The sequence below is a fragment of the Tistrella mobilis genome (genome assembly GCF_041468085.1).
Classification (GTDB): domain Bacteria; phylum Pseudomonadota; class Alphaproteobacteria; order Tistrellales; family Tistrellaceae; genus Tistrella; species Tistrella mobilis_A.
This window is the reverse complement of the sequence record NZ_CP121017.1, coordinates 4,618,067-4,640,919: the sequence shown is the minus strand read 5'-3', so window position 1 is coordinate 4,640,919 and position 22,853 is coordinate 4,618,067. Positions and strand designations below refer to the sequence as shown.

Sequence of the window (22,853 nt, the reverse complement as noted above, 5' to 3'; positions counted from 1 at the left end):
TTCCAGAACAGCAGCGCCGGGGCGGCGTCAACCGCAAAATCACGCCGGGCCGCTGTTGTCATCTGTCTGACGCCGACATCGCCCAGAATGATCTTCCCCTGCTGGCGAAGGAGCTGGTGCCGTGTCGACCAACCGGTCCCGTCATAATCCTGCGGTCGCCTCCGCCCCGATCGGGCGTCGCAGCCTGATCAGGGCCGGTGCGGCGGGGCTGGCCCTTGCCGGCGCGGCACGGCTGCTTGCGGCATCCGCCGCTTCTGCGACCCCCGTTGCGCCGGTCTCGCGCGTGGCCCTGATGTCCTGCATTCATCAGGCCCGGCCGGCACCGGCACTCGACCATGTTCTGGCCTATGACCCCCAGGTCGCGATCTTCGCCGGCGACAATGTCTATGGCGACGTCACCGGCCCTGCGATGGCGGAACTTGCCGCCGCCTATGACCTGGCCGGAACCCGGCCGGCACTGGCCGCTCTGCGCAGCAACCGCGCAGTGATGCCGATCTGGGACGATCACGACTATGGCGTGAACGACGGCGGCGCAGACTTCCCGCACAAGGCGGCTGCGAAGGCGCTTTTCCTGAAATTCTGGCAGATCGAGGCCGGCGATCCGCGGTGGATGCGGCCGGGGCTCCACCATGCCGCCGTCTTTGGGCCCGAGGGGCGCCGGCTGCAGGTGATCCTGATGGATCTGCGCAGCTTCCGTACCGCTCTGCATCCGGCCCCCCAGGGGACCGCCATCCCAGGTGGCGGCCGCTATCTGCCCGCCGGACCGGGAGCCCGTATGCTGGGCGAGGATCAATGGGCCTGGCTGGCCGATTGTTTCCGCCAGCCGGCAGAGCTCAGGCTTGTGGTCAGTTCGGTGCAGCTTGTGGCTGACGGTCATGGCTGGGAAGGCTGGTCGCGCATGCCGGACGAGCGGGCGCGGTTCTGGCGGCTGATCCGTGATACCGGTGCCGGCGGCGTGGTGCTGCTGTCGGGCGACCGGCATCTGGGGGCGATCTATCGCCGCGCGGCCGGGCCGGACGGGCCGCCCTATCCGGTGACGGAGCTGACGTCGAGCAGCGTCAATCTGCCCAATCTCGCGATCGTCGACGAGCCGGGACCGAACCGGCTGACGCCGATCTGGCCACTGGAAAACTGGGGCCGGATCGACATCGACTGGTGGGCGGGCACAATCGATCTGGCCGTGGTCGATGCCGGCGGCATCCCGCGGCGGCGGGTGAGCGTATCGATAGCCGGGATCGCCTGACCGATCTTTCCGCCCCGCCGGCCTCAGCCGAAGGCGACCGGCGGGGCGATGGGGACCGGTTGCACGATGGTGGGGGCACCCAGCGCTTCCAGCAGATGACGGACCATCAGCCGTACCGGTTCGGAGGGGCGCTCGGCCGTCTTGAGTGCGATATCGACCGTGGGCAGAGGCGGGAAGCCGTCTTCCGGCCCCAGGATCCGCCAGTCCGGCGGCACGGTGCTGCGGGCAAGTGCGGTGAGGGCGAGGCCGCTGGCCACGGCGGACTGGATGCCCGACAGGCTGCCGCTGGTCAACGCCACCCGCCAGGGCTTCCGCGCCCGGTCGAGTGCCGCGAGCGCATGGGGCCGGAAGGCGCAGCCCTCGGGGAAGAGGGCGAGCGGCACCGTCTCTGCCGTCTCGGGCCGGTGACCGGCGGCCGCTGCCCAGACCAGCGGCTCGCGCCGGACCAGAGAACCGCCGCCATGGCCGTCGCGGCGGGTAACCAGGACCAGATCATGGCCGCCCTGGGCAAGCTCGACCTCCAGCTCGCGTGAGAGGGCGCAGTGGACCTCGATCTCGACTCTGGGGTTGGCGGCTGCGAAACGGGCGATGATCGGCGGCAGGAAGACGCTGGCATAGTCGTCGGGCGCGCCGATCCGGACCCGGCCGCGGGCGCCGGCATCCAGCAGGCGCAGCACCGCCTCGTCGTTCAGGGCCAGCATGCGCCGGGCATAGCCGATCAGCACCTCGCCATCGGCCGTGGGGCGTACACCCCGGCGATCGCGCTCCACAAGCCGGCGATCCAGCCGGTCTTCCAGTCGTTTCAACTGCATGGACACGGCAGACTGGGTCAGGTTCAGCCGCTCGGCCGCAGCGGTGAAGCCGCCCTGGTCGATCACCGCCACAAGAGCGCGCAGCAGATCGATCTCCAGCGCCGGCAGCACGGGATCCGGGCGGCCGGGCAGGCCGGCACGGGCAAGGGCAAGTTCAGTGGTGCCCATCGGCGTGGTCTCCGTCTCAGCATCACGATCCGTGATGCTGTCATCAGGAACATTCACTTTCATCATAGCGGAAGCGGCGGCAGAGTGGCCACTGCCGGATTGCGTCGCCCTCCCCCTCTCCCCCGCAGATCCGCATCCGCCGCCCGGCCCCCGTTCCGGTGGCGGATGCCGGCGCGATCCGGCGCTTCGCATTCCCCCGCTCCCCCGCACGCGAAGTTCCCCCGCACATGACCTCCTCCTCCCCCGTCGTTTCCGGCGGCGGGCGCTTCGTCGTCGCCACGTCCGCCGGCACCGGCATGGCCTGGCTGATGATGATCGCGGCCGTCGTCTGTCTTGCCTTCGTTCCCTTCCTGGTCCGTGCTGCCGATGTCGGACCGGGTGCTGCCGGCTTCTGGCGGATGGTTCTGGCCCTGCCGCTGCTCGCCGTCTGGTCGGCCATGGCCGACCGCCGGCGTCCGGCTGCGACCACGTCGCCGGGCACCTGCCGGCGCGGCAGTCTTGCTGCCGTGGCGGCCGGGCTCGCCTTCACCGGCGACCTGTTCTTCTTCCACAAGGCGATCGGCACCACCACCGTCGCCAATGCGGCCCTGCTCTGTCAGCTGGCGCCGGTGATGGTGGTTGCGGCACTCTGGATCTTTGCCGGCGAGCGGCCCGGCCGGGGCCTGATCGCCGGGCTGGCGCTCGCCCTTGCCGGTGCCTGGCTGCTGGTGCGCGACACCGGCGACCGTGCCGGCGCCGACATCATGGGCGATCTATCGGCCGTGGCTGCCGCGGCCTGCTATGCCGCCTATCTGATCGCGATCAAGACGGCCCGGCGCAGCATCGCCGCCGGGACAACCATGCTCATCACCACGGTTGTCTCGGCTGTGGGGCTGGGCCTGCTGGCGGTGGCATCGGGCGAGGTTCTGATGCCGTCGGGTCTGACCGGATGGGCAGCCGTGGCCGGCCTCGGCATCCTGGCCCATGCCGGCGGTCAGGGCCTTGCCACCGCGGCACTCGGGCGCCTGCCGGTCGGGGCGGCCTCGTTGCTGCTGCTGATCCAGCCGGTGATCACGGCCGCATTCGGCTGGCCGATCGAAGGCGAGGTGCCGAGCCTTCTGCAAGTTGCCGGTGCTCTGCTGCTGCTGGCGGCTCTGGCCACGGCAAATCCCGCATTGCGGCCGGCATGGCGTCGCACTGGACCGGACCCTGCCGCCGCGCGATAACCGGGGGTGCAGAAAAACGCACGCGATGATCCGGTCGCGTGCCGTACCGGAGGAGACGCACCCCATGACCACATCCGCCGAGACCGGCAGCCAGACCCTGCCAGCCGAAGTCGCCGTCGTCACCGGATCGGGCAGCGGCGTGGGCCGCGCAGTGGCGCTGGCCTTCGCCGCCCGCGGTGCGGCGGTGGTGGTGAATGCCGCCCGCAGCCGCGATGCGGCGGAAGAGACGGCCGGGATGGTGCGGGCCGCCGGTGGACGGGCGGTGGTGGTGATGGGCGATATCGCCTCGGACGAGGACTGCCGGCGGATCGCCGCCGGCGCCGAAGAGGCCTTCGGGCGCATCGACCGGCTGATCAACAATGCCGGCACCACCCGCTTCTGCGACCATGCCGATCTGGACGGGCTGCAGGCACAGGATTTCCTGGATCTCTATGCCGTCAACGTGGTCGGTGCCTTCCAGATGACCCGCGCCTGCGCTGCGGCGCTGAAGCAGTCGGGCAGCGGTGCCGTGGTCAACGTCTCGTCGATCGCGGGCATTGCGGGCGTCGGCTCGTCGGTCGCCTATGCGGCGTCGAAGGGGGCGCTCAACACCATGACCCTGTCGCTGGCCCGCGTGCTGGGGCCCGAGATCCGGGTGAACGCGGTCTGCCCCGGCTTCATCGAGGGCCGCTGGCTGCGCGAGGGCATGGGCGCCGATCGCTACGATGCCCAGAAGGCGAAGCTTGAGAAGACCACGCCGCTGCGCCGGGTGGCAGCGCCCGAAGACGTCGCCCGCGCGATCCTGGCGCTGGTCGACACGCCCCATGTCACCGGCGAGACGTTGATGGTCGATGGCGGGGCGCATCTGTTCTTCACGCCGCTGGTCGCACGCTGACGCAGGGAGGCCCGCGGATGCGGATGTTCCAGGTCGACGCCTTTACCGACCGGCCCTTTGCCGGCAACCCCGCCGCGGTGCTGGTCCTGGATGGGCCGGCACCGGTTGCGGCGATGCAGGCGCTGGCGGCCGAGAACAACCTGGCCGAGACCGCCTTCACCTGGCCCGAACCGGGCCGGCCCGGGGTGCGGCGGCTGCGCTGGTTCACCCCCGTCGACGAGGCGCCGTTCTGCGGCCATGCCACGCTCGCCACCGCCCATGTCCTGATCGCGGAACTGGGCGAAGCGGGGCCGCTCGCCTTCGAGACCGCGGTCGGGCCGATCCGGGTGGCGGCGACCCCGGCCGGCTATGAACTCGATCTGCCGCGCTTCGACATGGCGGCGGCGGCTCTGCCCCAGGCGCTGGCCGGCATCTTCCCCGTGCCGCCGGTCTTCGTGGGCCGCAATTTCGAGAACCTGTTCGTGGTCCTGGCAGAGGCTGCCCTGGTGCGGGATTTCGTGCCCGACCAGACGGTGATCGGCCGTATCCATCCCGAGGGGCTGGTGATCACCGCCCCGGGCGAGCCCGGCAGCGGCATCGACTTCGTGTCGCGCTTCTTCTGCCCCGGCTGGGGCATTCCGGAGGATCCGGTCACCGGATCGATCCATGCGACGCTGGCCCCGTGGTGGGCGGCACGTCTGGGCCGCACGGCGCTGGAGGCCGTGCAGGCCTCACCGCGCGGCGGAAGCCTCTCCTGTATCGTCGCGCCAGAGCGGGTGCGGGTGGCGGGCCCGGCGGTCACCGTCTTCGATGCGAGGCTTCATCCCGAGATCGCCGCCCGCTTCAGATCGTCCGCGCCAGCCGGGTGATCTCTGCCCGCAGCCAGCGATGGGCGGGCAGCCCCTCGTCCCGGCGATGGAACATCAGCGCCAGTCGCGCCGGCTGCGGGTTCAGCTCGGCCGGCGGACGCATGACGGTGAAGCCGCCACGGCGGGCGATGGTGACGGCGGTGGGGCCGACGGCGGTGAGCAAGGCCTTGGCACAGGCCGCAATTTCGGCCGCACCGGGCAGGGTGGAGGCGACGGCCAGCAGCCGGCGCTCTCGCCCCAGATCGGCCAGCGCCCGGTCCATCACCCCCTGCGCGCTGCCGGTGGCCGAGACCAGCACATGCGGCGCCCCGGCAAAGGCGTCGAGGGTGATCAGCGGCAGCGCCTCCGGCCCGTCCCGTGGGTCCGGCGGCACGGTGTTGATGTCGAGCCCGTCGGGCACCAGCGTCAGCAGCGGGTCGCGGCGCAGAAAGATCCGGGTGATGCGGGGCGGCGGGTCGGGCAGCATGCCCAGCGCCAGCCAGATCTCGCCGTCATCCAGCGCCCGGGCGGCATCGCGGCGATCGATGTGGTGGAAGCGGGGTGCAAGCCCCGGCGCCTCTGCCTGAAGATGGCGGACGATCGCCGGTCCCATCACCAGCTCCGCGATCTCGGTGACGCCGATGCCGACCTCGCCGGTCACCGTGCAGGGATCGAAAGGCGTGGCCGGGGTCAGGGCGGCGCGCATCTGGCCGAGGGCGGCGGAGATGCCCGGCCAGATCTCGGCGGCACGGGTGGTGGGCTCCACGCCCCGCGGCGTGCGCAGGAACAGCTCGTCATCAAAGATCCGCCTCAGCCGACGCAACGCATTCGACGCGCCTGCCTGGGTCATGCCCAGCCGCTGTGCCGCCCGGCCGACATTGCGTTCGGTCATAACCGCGGCGAAGACCTTGAGCAGGTTGAGATCGATGCGATCCGGATCACGCGCATCCAAGGGCTTGTCCCCCCATCCGTGGGTTTCACCACGATATTCCCATCAGCAATATCAAACCTTCAAGCGAGTGATTTGAGTTATGAGGCGCCCGATGGCAGCTTCATGTCACACCCGGGGCGACGGGAAGACGCAAGCCTGAAGCCATCGTCTCCGCCGCCGCTCGTCTCATGCGTCCTGGAGGTTTCGCCATGTCCCTGCTCAGCGGTTCCAACCCGTCCCAGGCAGCCCTGCTGCTGCGCCTCACCCTCGGCATCGCCGCCATTGCCCACGGTCTGATGAAGGTTTTCGTCTTCACTGTGCCGGGCACGGTCGCGTTTTTCGGCTCGCTCGGCTATCCGCCGATCGTCGCCTATCTCACCATCGCGGCCGAAGTCGGTGGCGGCCTGCTGCTGATCCTGGGCATCGCGACCCGGCTGGTGGCGCTTGGCCAGATCCCGGTTCTGATCGGTGCGGCCCTGGTCCATGCCGGCAATGGCTGGGTGTTTTCGGCCCCCAATGGCGGCTGGGAGTTCCCGGTGTTCTGGATTGCCGCCCTGGGCGTGCAGATCCTGTTGGGTGATGGCGCTGCGGCTCTGGGGCCGAAGCTCTATGGCCGCGTGACCGACGGCAGCCGCCGCCCGGCCCGCGCCTGACCACCCCCTCCGCATCACCTCTCCAGTCCGGAGTGCTCCGCCCATGACCGATCGTCCCGCCCTTCGTCAGCCGGTCCTGTTCGTGTCGCATGGCGCTCCGGACATGGTGCTCGGCAGCAGCCCGACCCGGGCCTTCCTCACCGGTCTTGCCGGGCTGCTGCCGGCGGCCCCGCGGGCGATCCTGGTGATCTCGGCCCATTGGCGTGCCGGGATACCTACGGTCGGGACGGCCGCGAGACCGGCGACCATCCATGATTTCTACGGTTTTCCCGAGCCGCTTTACCGGCTGCACTATCCGGCACGCGGCGATGCCGGTCTGGCGGCACGGGCCCGCGATCTTCTGCTGGCTGCCGGCCTGCCGGTTGCCGAAGATGCCGGGCGCGGGCTGGATCACGGGGCCTGGACGCCGCTGATGCTGGCCTGGCCCGCAGCGGATGTGCCGGTGGTCGGCCTGTCGCTGGCCGAGACCGATGCCGCCGGCCATCTCGCGATCGGCAGGGCGCTGGCGCCGCTTGCCGACGAGAATGTGCTGGTGCTGGCGAGCGGCAGCCTGACCCATGATCTGCGCGGCTTCTTCCGCAACCGCGCGGCCGGCGGCGGCGAGGCGGATTATGCCGCCGCCTTTGCGGACTGGGTGGCGGAGATGGTGACGGCGGGCGATCTCGACGCCCTCGCGGATTGGCGGAGGCTTGCTCCCCACGGCCCCGACAACCATCCGACCGACGAGCATCTGATGCCGCTGATGGTGGCCGCCGGCGCCGGTGCCGGCCGAAGCCCCCGTCTGCTTCACCGGGCGGTGGAGGGCCGGGTTCTGCGGCTGGACGCCTGGGGCTGGGCGTGAGCTCCAGGCTCAGTTTCCGATCGTGGCCCGGTAGTCGAAGATCGACAGGTCGCGCCCGTCCAGGCGCCGGATCTGGGTTGGGGCGGCCGGCAGGTCATAGCGGGCGCGGAGCGCGAGGTCGCGGCTGGTGAAGGTGAGCCGGCCGGTGGCGGCGATCCGGCGCTCGCGATCGCCGAAGGTGGAACTGCCGATCACGACATCGTCCGCCCCGATCGACAGGCCGCGGGTGAGCAGGCTGTCGACCTGGGCGATGATACCCTGGCGATCGATCAGAAAGCCGCCCATCGAGCCGTTGGCGATCAGCCGCCCGTCTTCCAGCACCACCAGATCGTGACACATGAGCCCCGGGAGACTGAAGCGCTCTACCGGCTGGAAGCTCTTATCCAGGCGGATCACTTCAGATACCCGTGCCGGCTGAACTCCGGCATGGCTGAGCATGACATACAGGTTGTGGCCATCGCCGCCGATTCCATTCATGTGAACGTAGCCGGGATCATCCCTGGCGCCGGCATCGGCCTGCCCGGCCGGATAGTGAAGGTCGGCGGCGGAAAAGTCGTCGCGGAAGACGACCAGCTTCTGGCGGTAGGTATCGACCACCACCAGCCGGCCTTGGATGAAATCGATCTGATGACAGCCATTGTCGAGCCCCTCCGCCATCACCTCGGCCGGGCCGAAGGCGGTGGTCGCCGGATCGACGGGAATGCGCAGGATGCGGCCCCGGTTGGTGCGGGCGTGCAGATTCTCGTCCAGCGCCTCGAACACCCAGACCATGCCGTCGCGGATGGTGGCGCCGAAGAACAGCCCGTCCCGGCGGCGCTCATAGCCGTCGATACCGGCAACATAGAGCCCCTCGCGGGAGGCGACGAGATGGGTGAAGGCGGCGTCGGGCATGGGGCCTCGTCTCTTCGGGGACTGGTATCAGTCTAGCACGCGTCGTGCGCACATCGTGACATGGCATTGGCGGCCCGCGTCGACAGGGGCACCTGCACGTGTTAAGCCTCTGTCCGGACAAGAACCACGAGCGGGATCCGATGTACCGGTATCGTCACGGCGCCTTCGGGCTGGTCTCGGATCTGGCCCTGCCGGATCTGGTGAGCGATGCCGTCGTCCCGGCCAATCCCGCGGACTTCGACGCGGGCGCCGTCCGGCTGCGACTGAGGCCGGTACCCCAGACCCTGTCCGACCCCGACAAGACCGGTCTGCTGTGGCAGGTGGCCGGCGACGAGGTGTTGTTTTCCCTGGGGGAAGCCGGCCGCTATCTGGTTCGTGGCGGGCAATCGATCGAGGTTGCGCCGGGACCTGACCATGACAGCCATCCGGACCGGCTGCTCAACTGGCTCTATGGCAGTGTCTTTGCCGCCGTGCTGCTGCAGCGCGGGCTGATGCCGCTGCATGTGGCGAGCCTGCGCACCGCCGCGGGGCTGCTGGCGATCACCGGGCCATCGGGCGCCGGCAAGTCGACGATGGCCGGGGCGCTGCTCTCGCGCGGTCATGCCCTGCTGGCCGATGACCTGCTGCAGATCGATGATGTGGCCGGGCTGATGCGTCCGGAATCCGGAACCGTCGTCACCGGCTGGCCCGGTGTGCCGCGGCTCCGGCTGTCGGACGAGGCGATCGCGGCTTTCGGTCTTGGTCATGGCAATTGGGTGCCGGTGGAAGGGCGGAACAAGAGCGGCGCCCTGCTGCCGCTGGGGGGCGAGGGCCGGCCCGACCGTGCGCCGGGCCCCCTGGCCGCCCTGGTGGAGCTGGCTGCGGCCTCCGATGCCGAGGCGCCGGCGCGGCTGGAGCGGCTGACGGGGCTGGATGCGATCCGCGCGATCCACGGCGCGCTCTATCGTCCGGGCCTGTCGCAGGCGCTGCTGGGGGTGGTCGGACTCAGGGCCTTCACCTTCAATCTTACAGCCCGGCTGCCGGTCTGGCGGTTGACCCGTCCGCTCGGCTTCGACCGGATCGACGCCGGCATAAACGCCCTGGCGCCGCTGCTCGGGCGACAGGGCTGATTATTGGCCTAGGCCAATATTATATTTGGCATGAGGCCAAAACGGGTCGATGATGGCGGCCGGACATGTCCGGCATGTCCGGGCCGGAGTGCCCCCGCTCCGATCAGACGAGGCCTCAGCGATGACCGACACCCTCTGCGATACCGCCATACCCGATACCTCCAGCCTGGATACGGCGACCCGCCACGATCTTCATGACCGCTGGCCGCGCGCCGAATCGGTCGAGGATTTCCGGGAGAATCTGGCGGCGGTCCATGCACGTATCGCGGCTGCTGCGGCGCGGGTGGGCCGCGATCCGGCAACGGTTCGCCTGCTGCCGGTCAGCAAGACCATGGACGAAGCCCATATCCGCCTGGCCTATGCCGCCGGCTGCCGGCTGCTGGGCGAGAACAAGGTGCAGGAAGCCGCGCGCAAATGGGAGGCGATGGCGGATCTGGCTGATCTTCAATGGTCGGTGATCGGCCATCTGCAGACGAACAAGGCCAAGCTGGTGGCCCGTTTCGCCGCCGAATTCCAGGCGCTGGACAATCTGCGGGCCGCCGAGGCGCTGGATCGCCGCCTGCAGATCGAAGGCCGCAGTCTCGACGTCTTCGTACAGGTGAACACCTCCGACGAAGAGAGCAAATACGGCCTGCCGCCGGAAGAGGTGGCTGGTTTCCTGAAGGAGCTGCCGGCCTTCAGCGCGCTCAAGGTGCGCGGGTTGATGACGCTCGCCCTGTTCTCGGCCGAGGCAGCCCGGGTGCGGCGCTGCTTCGTGCTGCTCCGCGAGCTGCGCGACCGGTTGCGACAGGACGCGCCGGCCGGGCTTTCCCTCGACGAGCTGTCGATGGGCATGTCGGGCGATTTCGAGATCGCGATCGAAGAGGGCGCGACCGTGGTCCGCGTCGGCCAGGCCATCTTCGGCGCCCGGAAACTGCCCGACAGCCATTTCTGGCCGGGATTGCCGGAGGCGTAGACCGGTCAATCCGGATCAGACCGCCCACTCCGTCACGTCATCCTCCTGGCCGATCAGGGCCAGGCCATGGGCGATGGAGGTCAGTTCGTTGCCGGTGGCGATGCGGTCGCGGCCGAAGCGGTCTTCGAACAGCCGGCGGATGGCCGGGATGAGCGACGAGCCGCCGGTGAGGAACACACGGTCGATGGCCGCGGCCTCTACCCCTGCCTTGGCGAGGGCGGTGTCGACCGTGGCGGCGATGCGGGCGACGTCTTCGGCGATCCAGTCCTCGAACTCGGCGCGGGTGACCCGGGCATTGATGTCGAGGCCGGGGGCGCTGAAGGTGAAATCGGCTTCGGTGTCGGTGGAGAGGGCGCGCTTCACCCGGCCGACCGCGTCATAGAGCGGGTAGCCGAGCTCGTTCTCGATCACCGTGATCATCCGACCCACGGCCTCCGGCTCCAGCGCTGCCCGGCGCAGGCGCTCCAGCGCATCCATGGTCTTCGGATTGCGCATCAGGGCGAGCTTCGACCAGTCGCCGAAATCCGAGAAGAAGCTCAAGGGGATGTCGAGCACCTTGTCGAAGGACCGGTAGCGGCCGCCCTTGCCCAGGAAGGGCAGCACCAGCCGGTCGAGGATCCGATAGTCGAACCGGTCGCCGGCGATGCCGATACCGGCCGAGCCGAGCGGCAGGCAGCGCCGTGCGGCACCCGGTTCCGCGACCCGCACGACCGAGAAGTCGCTGGTGCCGCCGCCGAAATCTGCGATCAGCAGCGTGGCGGCATGGTCGAGCCCTGCGGCATAGCTGAAGGCGGCGCCCAGGGGCTCATAGACGTAGTGGATGCGGGTGCCGAAGGTCTCGAACATGCGGTCGTACCGCTCGCGCGCGAGGGCGGGGTCGGCGCGGAAGCCGGCGAACTCCACCGGCACGCCGACCACGATCCGCTCCGGTCGCCGGTCGAGCCGGCCGCCGGCATGGGCCGTCAGGCGGCCCAGGAACATCCGGCCCAGCTCTTCGAAGCGGTAGCGCTTGTCGAAAATGGTGGCGTGTTCGAAGAGCGGGGTGGCAGCCACGCTCTTGAACGACTGGATGAATCGGCTGTCCTGCGGGAAGGCCAGATATTCGGCGATCGCCCAGGGCCCGGCCTCGTGGGCGATACCGCCTTTGACCTCGTCGTCCTGCCAATAGCACAACGCCGAGCGGAACACGGCCCCGGTCGCCTTTGCCCCCTGGAACTCGACCAGTTCCGATACCCCGGGCGCGGTTGCCAGCGCTGCAACGCTGTTGGTGGTGCCGAAATCGAGGCCGAGCACCCCGTCCGTGGTCTGCCGCATGGTCCTGTCTCCGAGGTCGAAAGGCCCGTTCCGGCACATCGCCAAGGCGATTTCATAGAAATCAATGGCTTATGCGGTTTTGGGGGAGGCAAGACTAGGCGCGGGCGGCGGATTGTGCAAGGTGGGAGTTGCCTCTCGTTTTTTGGGTGAAGGCGAGACTCAAGGATGTTTGCTTCTCAGAAACGAGAGGCAAGCGCAGTTGTATATCAAATTTTGATGATTCCGATAGACAACGGCTTTTGCTTCTCTCAGAGTCGACGCTAACGCCGTTGTATCTCGAATAGGCGAGGAAACGAGAGCCAAGATGAATGACGCCCGCTCTCCTGCCGGTTTCGATCCGAGCGATGCCGTTCAGTATCATTATGATCGGTTTCCGCCACGGATGCTCGATCATGCAAGGCTGATCAAACCCATGTCGGAGGCCGCGGCGGCGCTGGCCCGTTACGATCAGATGCTCAAGGGCATGCACAGCAGCGACATTCTGTTGGCCCCCCTCCGCAGCCGCGAGGCTGTGATTTCATCCCGCATGGAAGGGACTGTCAGTACCCTTGATGAAGTTCTGCGCCTGGAAGCGGAGCAGGAGGATGATGGCGACGTCGAGCATACGAACGCCCGCAGCGAAACGATCGAGGTTTTTCTATACGGCCGGGCCATGAAGATGGCGCAGGCTTCCATGAAGGATGGGGCACCCCTGTCAAAGTGGTTGATTCGTTCTGCACATAAGGTTCTGCTCGGTTTTGGCCGAGGGTCGCATCTTTCCCCCGGTGAATTTAAGACAGAGCAGAATTATCTGGCGGATCGGGGGAGCCGGAAGATTCTGTTTATTCCCATCAGCCCGCAGCGACTGGATGAAGGCCTGGATCGCTTTTTCAATTTTTTGAAGGATGACGACTGCGAAATTCACATCCGCACTGCCATCGCACACCTGGAGTTCGAAGCGCTGCATCCTTTCAAGGACGGGAACGGCCGTATTGGCCGCATGCTGATCCCATTGATGCTTTGGAAATCCGGCAAGATTTCCGAGCCGTATTTTTATATCAGCGAATTCTTCGAACAAAACAAAGATGAATATATTGATCGCATGAGATACGTCTCTGCTTCTGGGAAATGGGAAGAGTGGGTCGTATTCTTTTTGACGGCAATCGAGTCCCAGGCGCGGCAGAATCTGGAAAAAGCCGAGCAGATTCGAACGTTCTATGAGGAAATGAAAGGCCACTTCAGGGAAACATTGTCCTCAAAGTGGGCCATTACGGCTCTTGATTTTATTTTTACGCGCCCGGTGTTTCGGAACAATACGTTCACCAGTCGATCCGGCATTCCTGCGCCGACAGCACATAAGTTTACCAAGAATCTGCTTGATGCGGGCCTGTTAAACACGCTGGAACCAGCGGCTGGGCGACGACCGGCGCTCTATGCCTTCGAGCCGTTGATTTCGCTGGTGCGCGGCTGAGGCGCCTGCGACCGGAAAAGTGGGCTATGCCGCCTTGTCCGGTCGCGCGGACCGGCCCCATCCTGGGGCAGCGGGGCCATGGGGGCCCTGTCAGGAGAAGGGAGGCTGCCCGATGCTCGACATGCGACCCGGCTGCGAGTGCTGTGACGTGGACCTGCCGGCGGATGCGCCGGGGGCCTTCGTCTGTTCGTTCGAATGCACGTTCTGCGAGAGCTGTGCCGAAGGGCGGCTTGGCGGGATCTGTCCGAATTGCGGCGGCGGACTGGTGGCGCGGCCGGTGCGGCCGACGGCCCTGCTTGACCGCCATCCCCCGTCTGCCCGGCGGATCCTGAAGGAGGCCGGCTGCCCTGGCGGGTGAGGGATATCCGCCCGGGCCGGACGTCCAATACGAAACGGCCCGGCGCTTTGCAGTGCCGGGCCGTTCGAAACCGGTCGTCCGTTCACCGCCGGAAGCGGCGGAAACGAATGGCGGAGAGGGTGGGATTCGAACCCACGGTACGCTCGCGCGCACAACGGTTTTCGAGACCGCCCCGATCGACCACTCTGGCACCTCTCCGCTCGGGACGGCGCGGACCTTATCCGAAGAGGGGCGGGGGCGCAAGCCCCGCGTGCGACGGAAGGATGACGATCAGCGCCGGCGCTTCAGGGCCGAGGGGTTGATGCCGTGCTGCTTGCGGAAGGCGGCGGCGAAATGACTGGTGTTGGTATAGCCGAGATCGGCGGCGATACGGGTGACCGAGACTTCGCCGTCGAGCAGCCGGCGACGGGCCTCTGCCATGCGTTCCTGCTGAAACAGGCCGTAGACGCTGGTGCCGAACAGGGCATGGAAGCCCCGTTCCAGTCGGGTGACGCTGAGCCCTGCGGTACGCGCAAGATCGGCGAGCGATGGTGCGCAGGAGAGATCGGCCAGAAGAATGTCGCGGGCGCGGCGTAGCCGGGCCCGATCGGCGGGGGCGGCGGCGGCGGGCAGGAGATGCTCCTGTCTGCGTGCCTCAAGGAACAGCCCGACCAGCGCGGTGCCCTGAGCCCGGTACCAGAGCGGGTGGCGGGCGGCCGAGGGCATCTCGCCGGCCAGGCGCAGTGCGCGGGCGAGGCCGCGGGCCGTGTCGGTCAGCTCGCGGCCCCGATGATCGGCAAGGAAGCCGCCCTCGGTGGCGAGCAACCCGATGAGCCCGCACGCGCCCTCTCCGGCCCAGGCGGCAAAAATGTCGGGCCGCACCATGACGGTCACGTTCTCAAGCATGCCCTGCTGGTGATAGCTGCCGTGGCGGCCGCGACCGAAGCTGATGCAGCCGGTTTCTGCCCGGATCGCATGATCCCGCCGGTCGGCCGGAAAACTGCACCGGGCGGCGCCGTCGAGCCGGCTGGTGAAGCTGAAATGGATCCGGTCGCTGTCGTCATGAAGGGCGAAGCTGGTCGGCCGTTCGAAGCGACCGCACCAATGGACCAGCTCCACCCCATCCTGGAGCCGGAGCAGGGTCACCTGCCAGGCGGGCGCCGCAGTGGCCGGGTCGCTGCCGGCAATCAGGCGGGAAACCGGTATCTCGGCAGAAGGGTCAGGACTCTTGATCATCGGCGGACCGGGGTTCAGGGCCGGGAGAGGCCGGATTTGGCGCGGTTCGGGGTGGAGATCGACCGGATCCGGGCGGAAGCGCGAATGCAACGCATTATCATCACGAAAGACACGGCCGCGCAATCGATGCGACCGCATGTGTGACGGGCGAGGCGCCACAGCCGCACCCACTGACGCCAGGAACCGTTGATGATGATCGACCCGACGCGACCGACCGCCCCGAGGGCCGGGCGGAGCCCCGTCCTCTCCCCCCTCGGCCCGCTTGTCGCAGCCGCACTTGCCGTTGCCCCCGCCGCCGGCCAGGCTGCCGAAGACGGTGCCGCCGCGGTCGAACTTGCCCCGATGACCGTCACCGCCCGCCGGGCGGAAGAAGGCGCCAAGGACGTGCCCTTCGGCCTGTCGGTCACCACGGGCGAGGAGATCGAGACCCGCCGCCTGCAGACCATCGAGGATGTGTTGCGCGCGACTCCGGGCGTCTCGGTCAATTCCTCGGGCGGCCCCAATCTCTACAATGTCTCGATCCGCGGCGTCGGCGCGCTTTATCAGATGAGCATGGACGATGCCTCGGTGGTGCTGAATATCGATGGTACGGCGCTCACCCCGCATTACGCGGGCCTCGGCACGCTCGATATCGAGCGGGTGGAGGTGCTGAAGGGTCCGCAGGGCACGCTGTTCGGCGGCAACGGCGCCGCAGGCGCGATCAATGTCACCACCCGCCGCCCGACCCGGGAGCTGGAAGGCTATCTGCGTGGCGAATACGGCCAGGACAACCAGCACCTGACCGAAGGTGCCGTCGGCGGGCCGCTGACCGAAAATCTGAGCGGTCGCGTGGCGTTGCGCTATTCCGGATCGGATCTCTGGGTCGACAATCTCAACACCGGGGACCCGCTGAGCAAGCCCACGGATCTCGCCTTCCGCGGCAGCCTGCTCTGGGAGGATTTCGATGGCACCCGCGTCTTTGCCACGGCCGAACGCCAGCAGGTGAAGGAGCTGACCAACCTGCTGGTTCTGATGCCCTATCGCGACCCGCCGGTGAATGATCTGACGCCGGGGCTGTTCGACGACAACGAGAAGACGATGGAGCGTTATGCGCTCGAAATTGCTCATGACGTCCGGGACATGCGGCTGACCTCCACCACCTCGATCGCCCGTGCCGATTTCACCGGCCTGGTCGCCTATGACCGGCTGATCCAGCAGGCCATGGGCCGGGGCGGCGAATACTGGATCGTCGACACCTCGGAAGAGACGGTGCTCGCGCAGGATGTCCGGCTGTCGTCGCTGCCGGATGCGCCGTTGTTCTGGGTGGCCGGCATCAATCTGCACCATGGCGACCGGTCATATGACACGCCGCGCAACACCTATGGCACCGGCAGCGCGGTGGAGCGCGACTTCACCACCCGGCGCTATGCCGTATATGGCGAGGCGACCGTACCGGTGGCACCGGACTGGAAGCTGACCGCGGGTCTGCGCCAGGCCTGGGAGGAGAAGACCTATGACGCCGTCTATCGCGGCGGCGGCATGGCCACACCCGACGCCCGCAGGCTGGACGACGCCTATACCACCGGCCGTGTCGGGCTCTCCTGGGCGGTGACGCCCGAAACCACGCTGCATGTGCTGGCGTCGCGCGGTTACGATCCGGGCGGATTCAGCGACTATTCCAATCAGCCCGCCGACAGCGTGCCCTACAAAGCCGCGGTCAATCGCAGCATCGAGGCCGGCTTCAAGACGCTGAGCGCCGACGGGCGGTTCGAACTCGCGGGTGCCGTGTTCTTCAACGATGTGAAGAACAACCACCTGCTGAGCTATGACCCGAGCACCTATGTCACCAATGCGATCAATGCCGACACCCGCAGTCAGGGCGCGGAGATCGACGGCACCTGGCGGCTGGGGAACGGCCTGACGCTTGCGGCCGGGCTCACCTTCATCGATGCGCGGATCCGCACCGACCTGATCGGCCTTGGTGCCGGTGATGTCCATTCAGGCAACGACGTGCCCGACGTGCCGCGCTGGGCCGGGCGGTTCAGTGTCGGCTGGGTGCGCGACCTGCCGGTGCGGCTGGGCAGCCTGCCCCAGCCTGCCCTGAACCTGCGTGCCGACTATACCCATGTCGGCGCGCGCAGCGCCGATCCGCAGAACAGTTTCGACCTCGGCGCCTATGACGAGATCGACCTGCATCTGGGCGTGATGAGTGGCGGCGGCGAGCTCTATCTCTGGGGCGACAACCTGCTCGACGAGACACGCGACCTTTACGGCTACTTCTCGGCGCCGTCCACCGCCTATGGTGCCCCGGCCCGGGGCCGGACCGTGGGCGTCGGCTTCGCCTGGCAGTTCTGACAGGGAAAGCCCGGATGATCGGACCGTCATCTCCGGGCGGCATCACCGCCGCGCCCGCCGACCCCGTCGGCGGGCGCGTGCGGCTGTTGCTGCTCAGCCTTTATACCACTCAGACCCTGGCGCTGATGTTCTTCGTCGCGGCCCTGATCGCGATCCTGGCCGAAGCGGGCGCCGATATGGACCGGTTGACCCTGGTCTACATGCTGGGACTTGTCTGGCCGGCCAAGCTGCTCTGGGCACCGCTGGTCGACCGCCTGCGCTTCGGCCGTGCCGGTCATTACCGGGTCTGGGCGATCATCATGCAGGCCGCGATGGTCGTGATCCTGGCGGCAATGGCCGGTTTCGATCCGCTGGACGATTTCGGCACCGTCTATGCGCTGTGTCTGGCGCTGGCACTGCTGTCGGCCACCCAGGATGTGGCGGTGGACGGCCTGGCCTGTCGGCTGCTGCCGGCAGGGGCGCGGGGCAGCGGCAATGCCTTGCAGATCTCGGGGGGCCTGCTCGGCACGATGGCCGGGGCGGGGGGCGTGCTGGCGATCTACCCGCATCTGGGCTGGCCGGGTGCCATGGCCCTGCTTGCGGCTGTGACGGGGATAAGCCTGGTCCAGCTCCTGGCCTTCCGCGAACCCGCGAGCCTGACGGCCGTGATTATGCCCCCACCGCTGCGCAGCCGGCTGGCCGGGTTGCGCCGGCCGGATGTCCTGGGCTGGACGATCCTGCTGCTGGTCTGGCCGGCGGGATCGGGCATGGCCTATGCGCTGATCATGCCGGCGCTGGTCGAGGCGGGCTGGTCGTTTGAGCGGATCGGGCTGGTGGTCAATGTTGCAGGGCCGGCTGCGGGCATCCTGGGGGCGCTGGCCACGGGCCGGCTTGCCGGCGGGATCGGCCGGCGCCCGGCGCTGATCCTGGCGGCTCTGGTCCAGCTGGCGGGCATTGCGGCGGTGGCGGTGCCGGTACTGGGGCCGATACCGGAGACGGGTGACGGCTGGCTTCCGGTCGTGGCCGTCTGCCTGTACTTCCTGTTCTACAATCCGGGTGCGACGGTGATGGCGATGGTGATGATGGACCGGGCCTCGACCGCACGGCCGGCCACCGACTACAGCCTGCAATCGACCCTCCATGCGGCGGTGGGCATGGGCTCGATCTCTGCCGGCTCGGCCATCGCCGCCGCCGCCGGCGCCGGTGCGACGCTTCAGGCAGCCGCGGCCGCAGGGCTGCTTGCCCTGGTCGGTGCGGTGCTGCTGCGCCATCCGGCCGGAGAGCGGCCATGACTGTCGCACCCTGGCCGGTGCTGGCGCCGGTGCGTGGTCGCATCCGTGTCGCCATGGTCCTCTCTGCGCTGTCGGCGCTTGCGGCGCTTGGGGCGCTGCTTCTGATCGCAGGTGCCGCAATACGACCGATGCTCGCCGACGGCGGCTCGCCCTGGCCACCGCTTCTGCTCGCGGCGTGCAGTACGCTCGCGGCCCTCACCCTCCGCCTCGCCGCCTTCGGTCAGTCGCACCGGGCTGCCTTCCGGCTGGAGCTGATGCTTCGCCGGCGCCTTGCCGCCCATGTCGCGACCCTGCCCATGGGACGGGTGCAGCAGATCGGCCCGGCTGCCCTGGCCAAGGTGATGCAGGACGACGTGAAGGCGCTGCATGTCTTCGTCGCCGATGCGACGCCGCTCTATGCCCGGGCTGTGGTGATGCCGCTTGCAACCATGGCTGCGCTGATCGTGCTGGGCTGGCATTACGCCGCGGCAGCGCTGGCGGTGGCACTGGCCGGAATTCTGGTGATGGCTGTGGCCATGCGTGACGGTGCGGCCTTGACCAGCGCCTATAACGCCGCACGCGAGCGGGTGGCGGCTGCGGTGACCGAATTCGTCCAGGCCATGCCGGTGGTGCGGACCTTCGATACCGGCCAGGTCAGTTTCGGCCGCTATCAGCGGGCGCTCGAAGCCTATCTGGAGATGCTGATCCTGTGGTACCGCCGCTCAGGCCTGGCGGCGCGGGCCTCACTCGCGATCCTCGCCCCTCTTCCGACATTGGCCGCCCTGCTCGCGGCGGGCCTGTGGGGCAGAGGCGAAGCGGCACCGGGGGTCTGGCTTGCCGCCCTGCTCGTCGGCACGGGGCTTGCCGAGGCGGTGATGCCGGTGATGGCGCTGCGCCACATGGTCGCCCGGGCCGGGCTTTCGGCAGCCCGGATCGCGGAAGTTCTGGCAGAACCACCATTGCCCGCAGCCGGTGACGAGGCCGGCCTCGTGGTCCCGCCGCGCGACACGACCGTGCGGTTCGAAGCGGTCTGTTTCGGCTATGCCGGCGGCGGTACCCGCGTGATCAAGGACCTGTCCTTCACGGCCGCTCCGGGAAGCGTCACGGCGCTGGTCGGGCCGTCGGGTGCCGGCAAGAGCACCGTTGCGACCCTGCTCTGCCGGTTCCATGATCCGGATGCAGGGCGGATCACCATCGGCGGCGTGGATCTTCGCAACCTGCCGCCCGACCATCTGGCGACGCTGGTGGGGTTCGTGTTCCAGGATCCCGTCCTGTTCTCAGGCAGTGTCGCCGACAATATCCGGCTCGGTCGGCCCGAGGCGGATATGGCGGATGTGGTGACCGCTGCCAGGGCGGCCCGCGCGCATGACTTCATTCAGGCGCTGCCCCGGGGCTATGACACGCCCGTCGGGGAGCGGGGCGTCACCCTGTCAGGGGGAGAGCGGCAGCGGATCACCATCGCCCGTGCCCTGCTGCTCGACCGGCCGATTCTGGTGCTCGACGAGGCGACGGCCTTCGCCGATGCCGAAAACGAGGCGGCGCTGATGGCCGGGCTCTCGGAGCTGATGCGCCACCGGACGGTGATCGTCATTGCCCATCGTCTGTCGACCATCCGTAGCGCCGACCGGATCCTGGTGCTGGATCGCGGCCGGCTGGTCGAGGCCGGGCCGCACAGCCTGCTGCTGGCGGCGGACGGGCTCTATGCCCGGCTGTGGTGCGCCCACGAGCGGGCCCGAAACTGGACGATCGGCGCGGGAGGTGGGGCATGACCGGGAGATCTGCGGGAGTGGTGCCGTTTCACAGGACCCTTCTGCGCCTGTTCCACGCCATGGGGCCTCACGCCCCGGCCCTGCGCCGGGCTCTGACGGGGCTTGCGGCCGCTGCCGCCCTGCAGGGGGCGGCGCTGTCCCTGCTTGCGCCCCTGCTGACGGCGGCTCTGGGCGGCGATCCGGCGGCGGCACTGCCCTGGTTCGCGGGCTTCTGCGGTCTGGCGGGCCTTGCGGCTCTGCTGCGCTGGCGGGCCCAGGGCTTCGACTATGGTGGCGACATGGCGCGGGCGACCCATGAGCTGCGGACCCGGCTCGGGGCTCAGCTCAGGCGCATGCCGCTCGAACGTCTCCAGGACCGGCGGACGGGCGAGATCAGTGCCGCCCTGCTCGGCAATGTCGACGAGACCCTGCATTACGTACTGACCGTGGCCAATCTGCTGCTTCAGGCGCTGGTGACGCCGCTGGTGGCGGCGGCAGGGCTCGTCCTCGTCGACTGGCCGGTTGCGGCCGCGCTGGCTGCGGTCTTTCCGCTGATCCTGTGGCTGACCCGCTGGCGGCGCCCCCGCCAGGGCGAACAGATGCGCCGCCTGGCCGAGGCCCATGCCCGGAGTGCCGCCGAGATCACCGAATATCTCCAGGGGCTGGCGGTCCTGAAGGCGGCGGGATGTGCCGGCGAACGCGCCGCGTCGCTGGACCGGAGCCTTGTGGCGCTGGAGAGGATGCAGGTTGAGGATCACCGTCGGTCGGCAGGGCCCAATCTGACGGTTGCGAGTGCGGTGGAACTGGCCCTGCTTGCGGTCGCGGGCTTCGGGATCTGGCGGGTGACCGCCGGGCTGCTCGACCCTGCGGCGCTTGCAGCCGTGCTGGTGGTCACGGTGCGCTTTGCCGAGCCGCTCGCCACCGTCACCGCCTATACGGTGGTGATCGATCTGATCGAGGCCGCGCTCGACCGCATCGACGCGTTGATGGCCATCCCGCCGCTGCCGTCGGCGGCCGTGCCGCGACAGCCGGACCGCTTCGATATAACCTTCGAAAACGTCACCTTCAGCTATGCGGCGGCGGACGCGCCGGCATTGTGCAGGGTGTCGGCCCGCCTGTCCGAACGCAGCCTTACGGCTCTGGTCGGGCCGTCCGGTTCCGGCAAGACCAGCATTGCCCGGCTGATCCAGCGCTATGCCGATCCGGCGGAGGGGCGGGTGACGATCGGCGGCGTCGACCTCCGCGATATCGCCCCCGACCGGCTGGACCGGCTGGTCTCGGTGGTCTTCCAGACCGTGCACCTGTTCGACGACACGGTCCTTGCCAACATCCGTATGGGGCGCCCCGAGGCGGATGACGCGGCGGTGATGGCGGCTGCCCGGGCGGCGCTGTGTGACGGGTTCGTCGGCCGCCTGCCCGAGGGCTGGCAGACCCGCCTGGGCGAGGGCGGGGCCCGGCTGTCGGGCGGCGAGCGCCAGCGCATCGCGATTGCCCGTGCCCTGTTGAAGGACGCACCGATCGTGATCCTGGATGAACCCACGGCCGCGCTCGATACCGAGAGCGAAGTTGCGGTTCAGGCGGCGATCGATGCCCTGGTCCGCGACCGCACGGTGATCGTCATCGCCCACCGGCTGTCGACGGTGCGCGGGGCCGACCGGATCCTGGTGCTGGAGGGGGGGCGCGTGGTCCAGGAGGGCCGCCATGACGATCTGGTCGCCACGCCCGGCCGCTACCGCGCCCTCTGGACGGCTCTGAGCGGCTGAGACGACCGCGGCTTGCAGAATGCAAAACGGCCGGCCCCGTCACCAGGGCCGGCCGTTTTTGCTGACCCCGCCTCAGCGGCGGGCGATTATCGTCCCGCCTCAGCGGCGGGCAATCATCGTCCCGCCTCAGCGGCGGGCAATCATCATCTTCTTGATCTCCGCGATCGCCTTGGCCGGGTTCAGGCCCTTGGGGCAGGTCTTCGCGCAGTTCATGATGGTGTGGCAGCGATACAGGCGGAACGGATCCTCAAGCGTGTCGAGGCGGTCGCCGGTATCTTCGTCGCGGCTGTCGGCCAGCCAGCGATAGGCCTGGAGCAGGATCGCCGGGCCCAGATAGCGGTCGCTGTTCCACCAGTAGCTGGGGCAGCTGGTCGAGCAGCAGGCGCAGAGAATGCACTCGTAAAGGCCGTCGAGCTGCTCGCGCTCTTCGGGGCTCTGCAGGCGTTCACGCGCCGGCGCCGGGCTCTGGCTGCGCAGCCAGGGCTTGATCGACGCATACTGGGCGTAGAAGTTGGTCATGTCGGGAACGAGGTCCTTCACCACCTGCATGTGGGGAAGGGGGTAGATCTTCACCTCGCCCGCCACGTCCTCGATCGGCTTCAGACACGCAAGCGTGTTGCCGCCGTCGATGTTCATGGCGCAGGAGCCGCAGATGCCTTCGCGGCAGGAGCGGCGGAAGGTGAGGGTCGGATCGACCTCGTTCTTGATCTTGATCAGCGCGTCCAGAACCATCGGGCCGCAATGATCGAGATCGACCTCGTAGGTGTCCACCGACGGCGTCTCGCCGCTGTCGGGGTTCCACCGATAGATCTTGAAAACCTTGACGTTCTTCGCGCCGTCCGCCTTGTAGGTCTTGCCCTGGCGGATCTGCGAATTCTTCGGAAGCCGGAACTGGGCCATCGCTCGTCTCGT

20 protein-coding genes and 1 tRNA gene are annotated in these 22,853 nt (G+C 68.4%); 14 read left to right on the top strand and 7 right to left on the bottom strand.

Annotation, left to right across the window (positions count from 1 at the left end):
- The first annotated feature begins 121 nt into the window (after positions 1 to 121).
- Entirely contained in the window at positions 122 to 1,243 is a 1,122-nt protein-coding gene (locus P7L68_RS26535) for an alkaline phosphatase D family protein (RefSeq protein ID WP_372002793.1), read from the top strand.
- A gap of 23 nt (positions 1,244 to 1,266) precedes the next feature.
- On the opposite strand, the gene P7L68_RS26530 is transcribed toward P7L68_RS26535, so the two are convergent.
- Positions 1,267 to 2,223 (bottom strand): LysR substrate-binding domain-containing protein, encoded by a 957-nt coding sequence (locus P7L68_RS26530; RefSeq protein WP_372002791.1) that lies wholly within the window; start codon positions 2,221 to 2,223, stop codon positions 1,267 to 1,269.
- A 227-nt stretch (positions 2,224 to 2,450) separates the two neighbouring features.
- Here P7L68_RS26530 and P7L68_RS26525 point away from each other — a divergent pair, with 227 nt between their 5' ends.
- The 3 genes from P7L68_RS26525 (at position 2,451) to P7L68_RS26515 (ending at position 5,150) form a co-directional block, all read left to right on the top strand.
- Positions 2,451 to 3,428, top strand: a complete 978-nt coding sequence (locus P7L68_RS26525) for a DMT family transporter (protein WP_372002789.1) — start codon at positions 2,451 to 2,453, stop codon at positions 3,426 to 3,428.
- 64 nt (positions 3,429 to 3,492) lie between these two features.
- Positions 3,493 to 4,302 carry an SDR family NAD(P)-dependent oxidoreductase gene (locus tag P7L68_RS26520; RefSeq protein ID WP_372002787.1) on the top strand — a complete coding sequence of 270 codons (810 nt, stop codon included), beginning with the start codon at positions 3,493 to 3,495 and terminating at the stop codon, positions 4,300 to 4,302.
- 17 nt (positions 4,303 to 4,319) lie between these two features.
- On the top strand, positions 4,320 to 5,150 hold the full coding sequence (locus P7L68_RS26515; RefSeq protein WP_372002785.1) for a PhzF family phenazine biosynthesis protein: 831 nt from the start codon (positions 4,320 to 4,322) through the stop codon (positions 5,148 to 5,150).
- On the opposite strand, the gene P7L68_RS26510 is transcribed toward P7L68_RS26515, so the two are convergent.
- Complete coding sequence (locus tag P7L68_RS26510; protein WP_372002783.1) at positions 5,125 to 6,081, bottom strand: LysR family transcriptional regulator; 957 nt, start codon at positions 6,079 to 6,081, stop codon at positions 5,125 to 5,127. The two genes, P7L68_RS26515 and P7L68_RS26510, sit on opposite strands and share 26 nt — an antisense overlap.
- A 188-nt stretch (positions 6,082 to 6,269) precedes the next feature.
- Here P7L68_RS26510 and P7L68_RS26505 point away from each other — a divergent pair, with 188 nt between their 5' ends.
- On the top strand, positions 6,270 to 6,713 hold the full coding sequence (locus tag P7L68_RS26505; protein WP_372002781.1) for a DoxX family protein: 444 nt from the start codon (positions 6,270 to 6,272) through the stop codon (positions 6,711 to 6,713).
- A 43-nt stretch (positions 6,714 to 6,756) separates the two neighbouring features.
- Complete coding sequence (locus tag P7L68_RS26500; RefSeq protein WP_372002780.1) at positions 6,757 to 7,554, top strand: class III extradiol ring-cleavage dioxygenase; 798 nt, start codon at positions 6,757 to 6,759, stop codon at positions 7,552 to 7,554.
- A 9-nt stretch (positions 7,555 to 7,563) separates the two neighbouring features.
- On the opposite strand, the gene P7L68_RS26495 is transcribed toward P7L68_RS26500, so the two are convergent.
- Positions 7,564 to 8,445: a hypothetical protein gene (locus tag P7L68_RS26495; protein WP_372002779.1), complete on the bottom strand. Its 882-nt coding sequence runs from the start codon at positions 8,443 to 8,445 to the stop codon at positions 7,564 to 7,566.
- A 140-nt stretch (positions 8,446 to 8,585) separates the two neighbouring features.
- Between P7L68_RS26495 and P7L68_RS26490 the strand changes: the two genes are divergently transcribed.
- Both P7L68_RS26490 and P7L68_RS26485 read left to right on the top strand, forming a co-directional pair.
- Positions 8,586 to 9,554, top strand: coding sequence for a hypothetical protein (locus P7L68_RS26490; protein ID WP_372002778.1), 969 nt, complete (start codon positions 8,586 to 8,588; stop codon positions 9,552 to 9,554).
- A 121-nt stretch (positions 9,555 to 9,675) separates the two neighbouring features.
- Positions 9,676 to 10,509 carry a YggS family pyridoxal phosphate-dependent enzyme gene (locus tag P7L68_RS26485; protein ID WP_372002777.1) on the top strand — a complete coding sequence of 278 codons (834 nt, stop codon included), beginning with the start codon at positions 9,676 to 9,678 and terminating at the stop codon, positions 10,507 to 10,509.
- Between the two features lie 15 nt (positions 10,510 to 10,524).
- Here P7L68_RS26485 and P7L68_RS26480 read toward each other — a convergent pair whose 3' ends face one another.
- On the bottom strand, positions 10,525 to 11,823 hold the full coding sequence (locus P7L68_RS26480; protein WP_372002776.1) for an Hsp70 family protein: 1,299 nt from the start codon (positions 11,821 to 11,823) through the stop codon (positions 10,525 to 10,527).
- A gap of 304 nt (positions 11,824 to 12,127) precedes the next feature.
- Here P7L68_RS26480 and P7L68_RS26475 point away from each other — a divergent pair, with 304 nt between their 5' ends.
- Both P7L68_RS26475 and P7L68_RS26470 read left to right on the top strand, forming a co-directional pair.
- Positions 12,128 to 13,273, top strand: coding sequence for a Fic family protein (locus tag P7L68_RS26475; RefSeq protein ID WP_372002775.1), 1,146 nt, complete (start codon positions 12,128 to 12,130; stop codon positions 13,271 to 13,273).
- Positions 13,274 to 13,385: 112 nt separating this feature from the next.
- Positions 13,386 to 13,631 carry a DUF1272 domain-containing protein gene (locus P7L68_RS26470; protein WP_372002774.1) on the top strand — a complete coding sequence of 82 codons (246 nt, stop codon included), beginning with the start codon at positions 13,386 to 13,388 and terminating at the stop codon, positions 13,629 to 13,631.
- Positions 13,632 to 13,739: 108 nt separating this feature from the next.
- Here the strand turns inward: P7L68_RS26470 and P7L68_RS26465 are convergent.
- Positions 13,740 to 13,829: transfer RNA gene (locus tag P7L68_RS26465), tRNA-Ser, on the bottom strand.
- Positions 13,830 to 13,901: 72 nt separating this feature from the next.
- Entirely contained in the window at positions 13,902 to 14,846 is a 945-nt protein-coding gene (locus P7L68_RS26460; RefSeq protein ID WP_372002773.1) for a helix-turn-helix transcriptional regulator, read from the bottom strand.
- A gap of 189 nt (positions 14,847 to 15,035) precedes the next feature.
- Here P7L68_RS26460 and P7L68_RS26455 point away from each other — a divergent pair, with 189 nt between their 5' ends.
- From P7L68_RS26455 to P7L68_RS26440, 4 genes are read left to right on the top strand one after another with little or no spacing between them, the layout of a single operon-like run.
- Positions 15,036 to 17,180 carry a TonB-dependent receptor gene (locus P7L68_RS26455; RefSeq protein ID WP_372002772.1) on the top strand — a complete coding sequence of 715 codons (2,145 nt, stop codon included), beginning with the start codon at positions 15,036 to 15,038 and terminating at the stop codon, positions 17,178 to 17,180.
- A gap of 14 nt (positions 17,181 to 17,194) precedes the next feature.
- A complete protein-coding gene (locus P7L68_RS26450; RefSeq protein WP_372002771.1) occupies positions 17,195 to 18,451 on the top strand; it encodes an MFS transporter in 1,257 nt (418 codons plus the stop codon).
- Positions 18,448 to 20,199, top strand: coding sequence for an ABC transporter ATP-binding protein (locus tag P7L68_RS26445; protein WP_372002770.1), 1,752 nt, complete (start codon positions 18,448 to 18,450; stop codon positions 20,197 to 20,199). Before P7L68_RS26450 ends, P7L68_RS26445 begins: the two co-directional genes overlap by 4 nt.
- On the top strand, positions 20,196 to 21,941 hold the full coding sequence (locus P7L68_RS26440) for an ABC transporter ATP-binding protein (protein WP_372002769.1): 1,746 nt from the start codon (positions 20,196 to 20,198) through the stop codon (positions 21,939 to 21,941). The genes P7L68_RS26445 and P7L68_RS26440 overlap by 4 nt, the downstream gene beginning before the upstream one ends.
- Before the next feature lie 126 nt (positions 21,942 to 22,067).
- Here the strand turns inward: P7L68_RS26440 and P7L68_RS26435 are convergent, their stop codons facing one another.
- Positions 22,068 to 22,841, bottom strand: a complete 774-nt coding sequence (locus tag P7L68_RS26435; protein ID WP_372002768.1) for a succinate dehydrogenase iron-sulfur subunit — start codon at positions 22,839 to 22,841, stop codon at positions 22,068 to 22,070.
- Between the last annotated feature and the right edge of the window lie 12 nt (positions 22,842 to 22,853).

Bases quoted from the DNA above. Each gene is read 5' to 3' on its own strand.
- P7L68_RS26530 (WP_372002791.1), bottom strand. From the start codon at position 2,223: ATGGGCACCACTGAACTTGCCCTTGCCCGTGCCGGCCTGCCCGGCCGC.
- P7L68_RS26525 (WP_372002789.1), top strand. From the start codon at position 2,451: ATGACCTCCTCCTCCCCCGTCGTTTCCGGCGGCGGGCGCTTCGTCGTC.
- P7L68_RS26520 (WP_372002787.1), top strand. From the start codon at position 3,493: ATGACCACATCCGCCGAGACCGGCAGCCAGACCCTGCCAGCCGAAGTC.
- P7L68_RS26515 (WP_372002785.1), top strand. From the start codon at position 4,320: ATGCGGATGTTCCAGGTCGACGCCTTTACCGACCGGCCCTTTGCCGGC.
- P7L68_RS26505 (WP_372002781.1), top strand. From the start codon at position 6,270: ATGTCCCTGCTCAGCGGTTCCAACCCGTCCCAGGCAGCCCTGCTGCTG.
- P7L68_RS26500 (WP_372002780.1), top strand. From the start codon at position 6,757: ATGACCGATCGTCCCGCCCTTCGTCAGCCGGTCCTGTTCGTGTCGCAT.
- P7L68_RS26495 (WP_372002779.1), bottom strand. From the start codon at position 8,445: ATGCCCGACGCCGCCTTCACCCATCTCGTCGCCTCCCGCGAGGGGCTC.
- P7L68_RS26490 (WP_372002778.1), top strand. From the start codon at position 8,586: ATGTACCGGTATCGTCACGGCGCCTTCGGGCTGGTCTCGGATCTGGCC.
- P7L68_RS26485 (WP_372002777.1), top strand. From the start codon at position 9,676: ATGACCGACACCCTCTGCGATACCGCCATACCCGATACCTCCAGCCTG.
- P7L68_RS26480 (WP_372002776.1), bottom strand. From the start codon at position 11,823: ATGCGGCAGACCACGGACGGGGTGCTCGGCCTCGATTTCGGCACCACC.
- P7L68_RS26475 (WP_372002775.1), top strand. From the start codon at position 12,128: ATGAATGACGCCCGCTCTCCTGCCGGTTTCGATCCGAGCGATGCCGTT.
- P7L68_RS26470 (WP_372002774.1), top strand. From the start codon at position 13,386: ATGCTCGACATGCGACCCGGCTGCGAGTGCTGTGACGTGGACCTGCCG.
- P7L68_RS26460 (WP_372002773.1), bottom strand. From the start codon at position 14,846: ATGATCAAGAGTCCTGACCCTTCTGCCGAGATACCGGTTTCCCGCCTG.
- P7L68_RS26455 (WP_372002772.1), top strand. From the start codon at position 15,036: ATGATGATCGACCCGACGCGACCGACCGCCCCGAGGGCCGGGCGGAGC.
- P7L68_RS26450 (WP_372002771.1), top strand. From the start codon at position 17,195: ATGATCGGACCGTCATCTCCGGGCGGCATCACCGCCGCGCCCGCCGAC.
- P7L68_RS26445 (WP_372002770.1), top strand. From the start codon at position 18,448: ATGACTGTCGCACCCTGGCCGGTGCTGGCGCCGGTGCGTGGTCGCATC.
- P7L68_RS26440 (WP_372002769.1), top strand. From the start codon at position 20,196: ATGACCGGGAGATCTGCGGGAGTGGTGCCGTTTCACAGGACCCTTCTG.
- P7L68_RS26435 (WP_372002768.1), bottom strand. From the start codon at position 22,841: ATGGCCCAGTTCCGGCTTCCGAAGAATTCGCAGATCCGCCAGGGCAAG.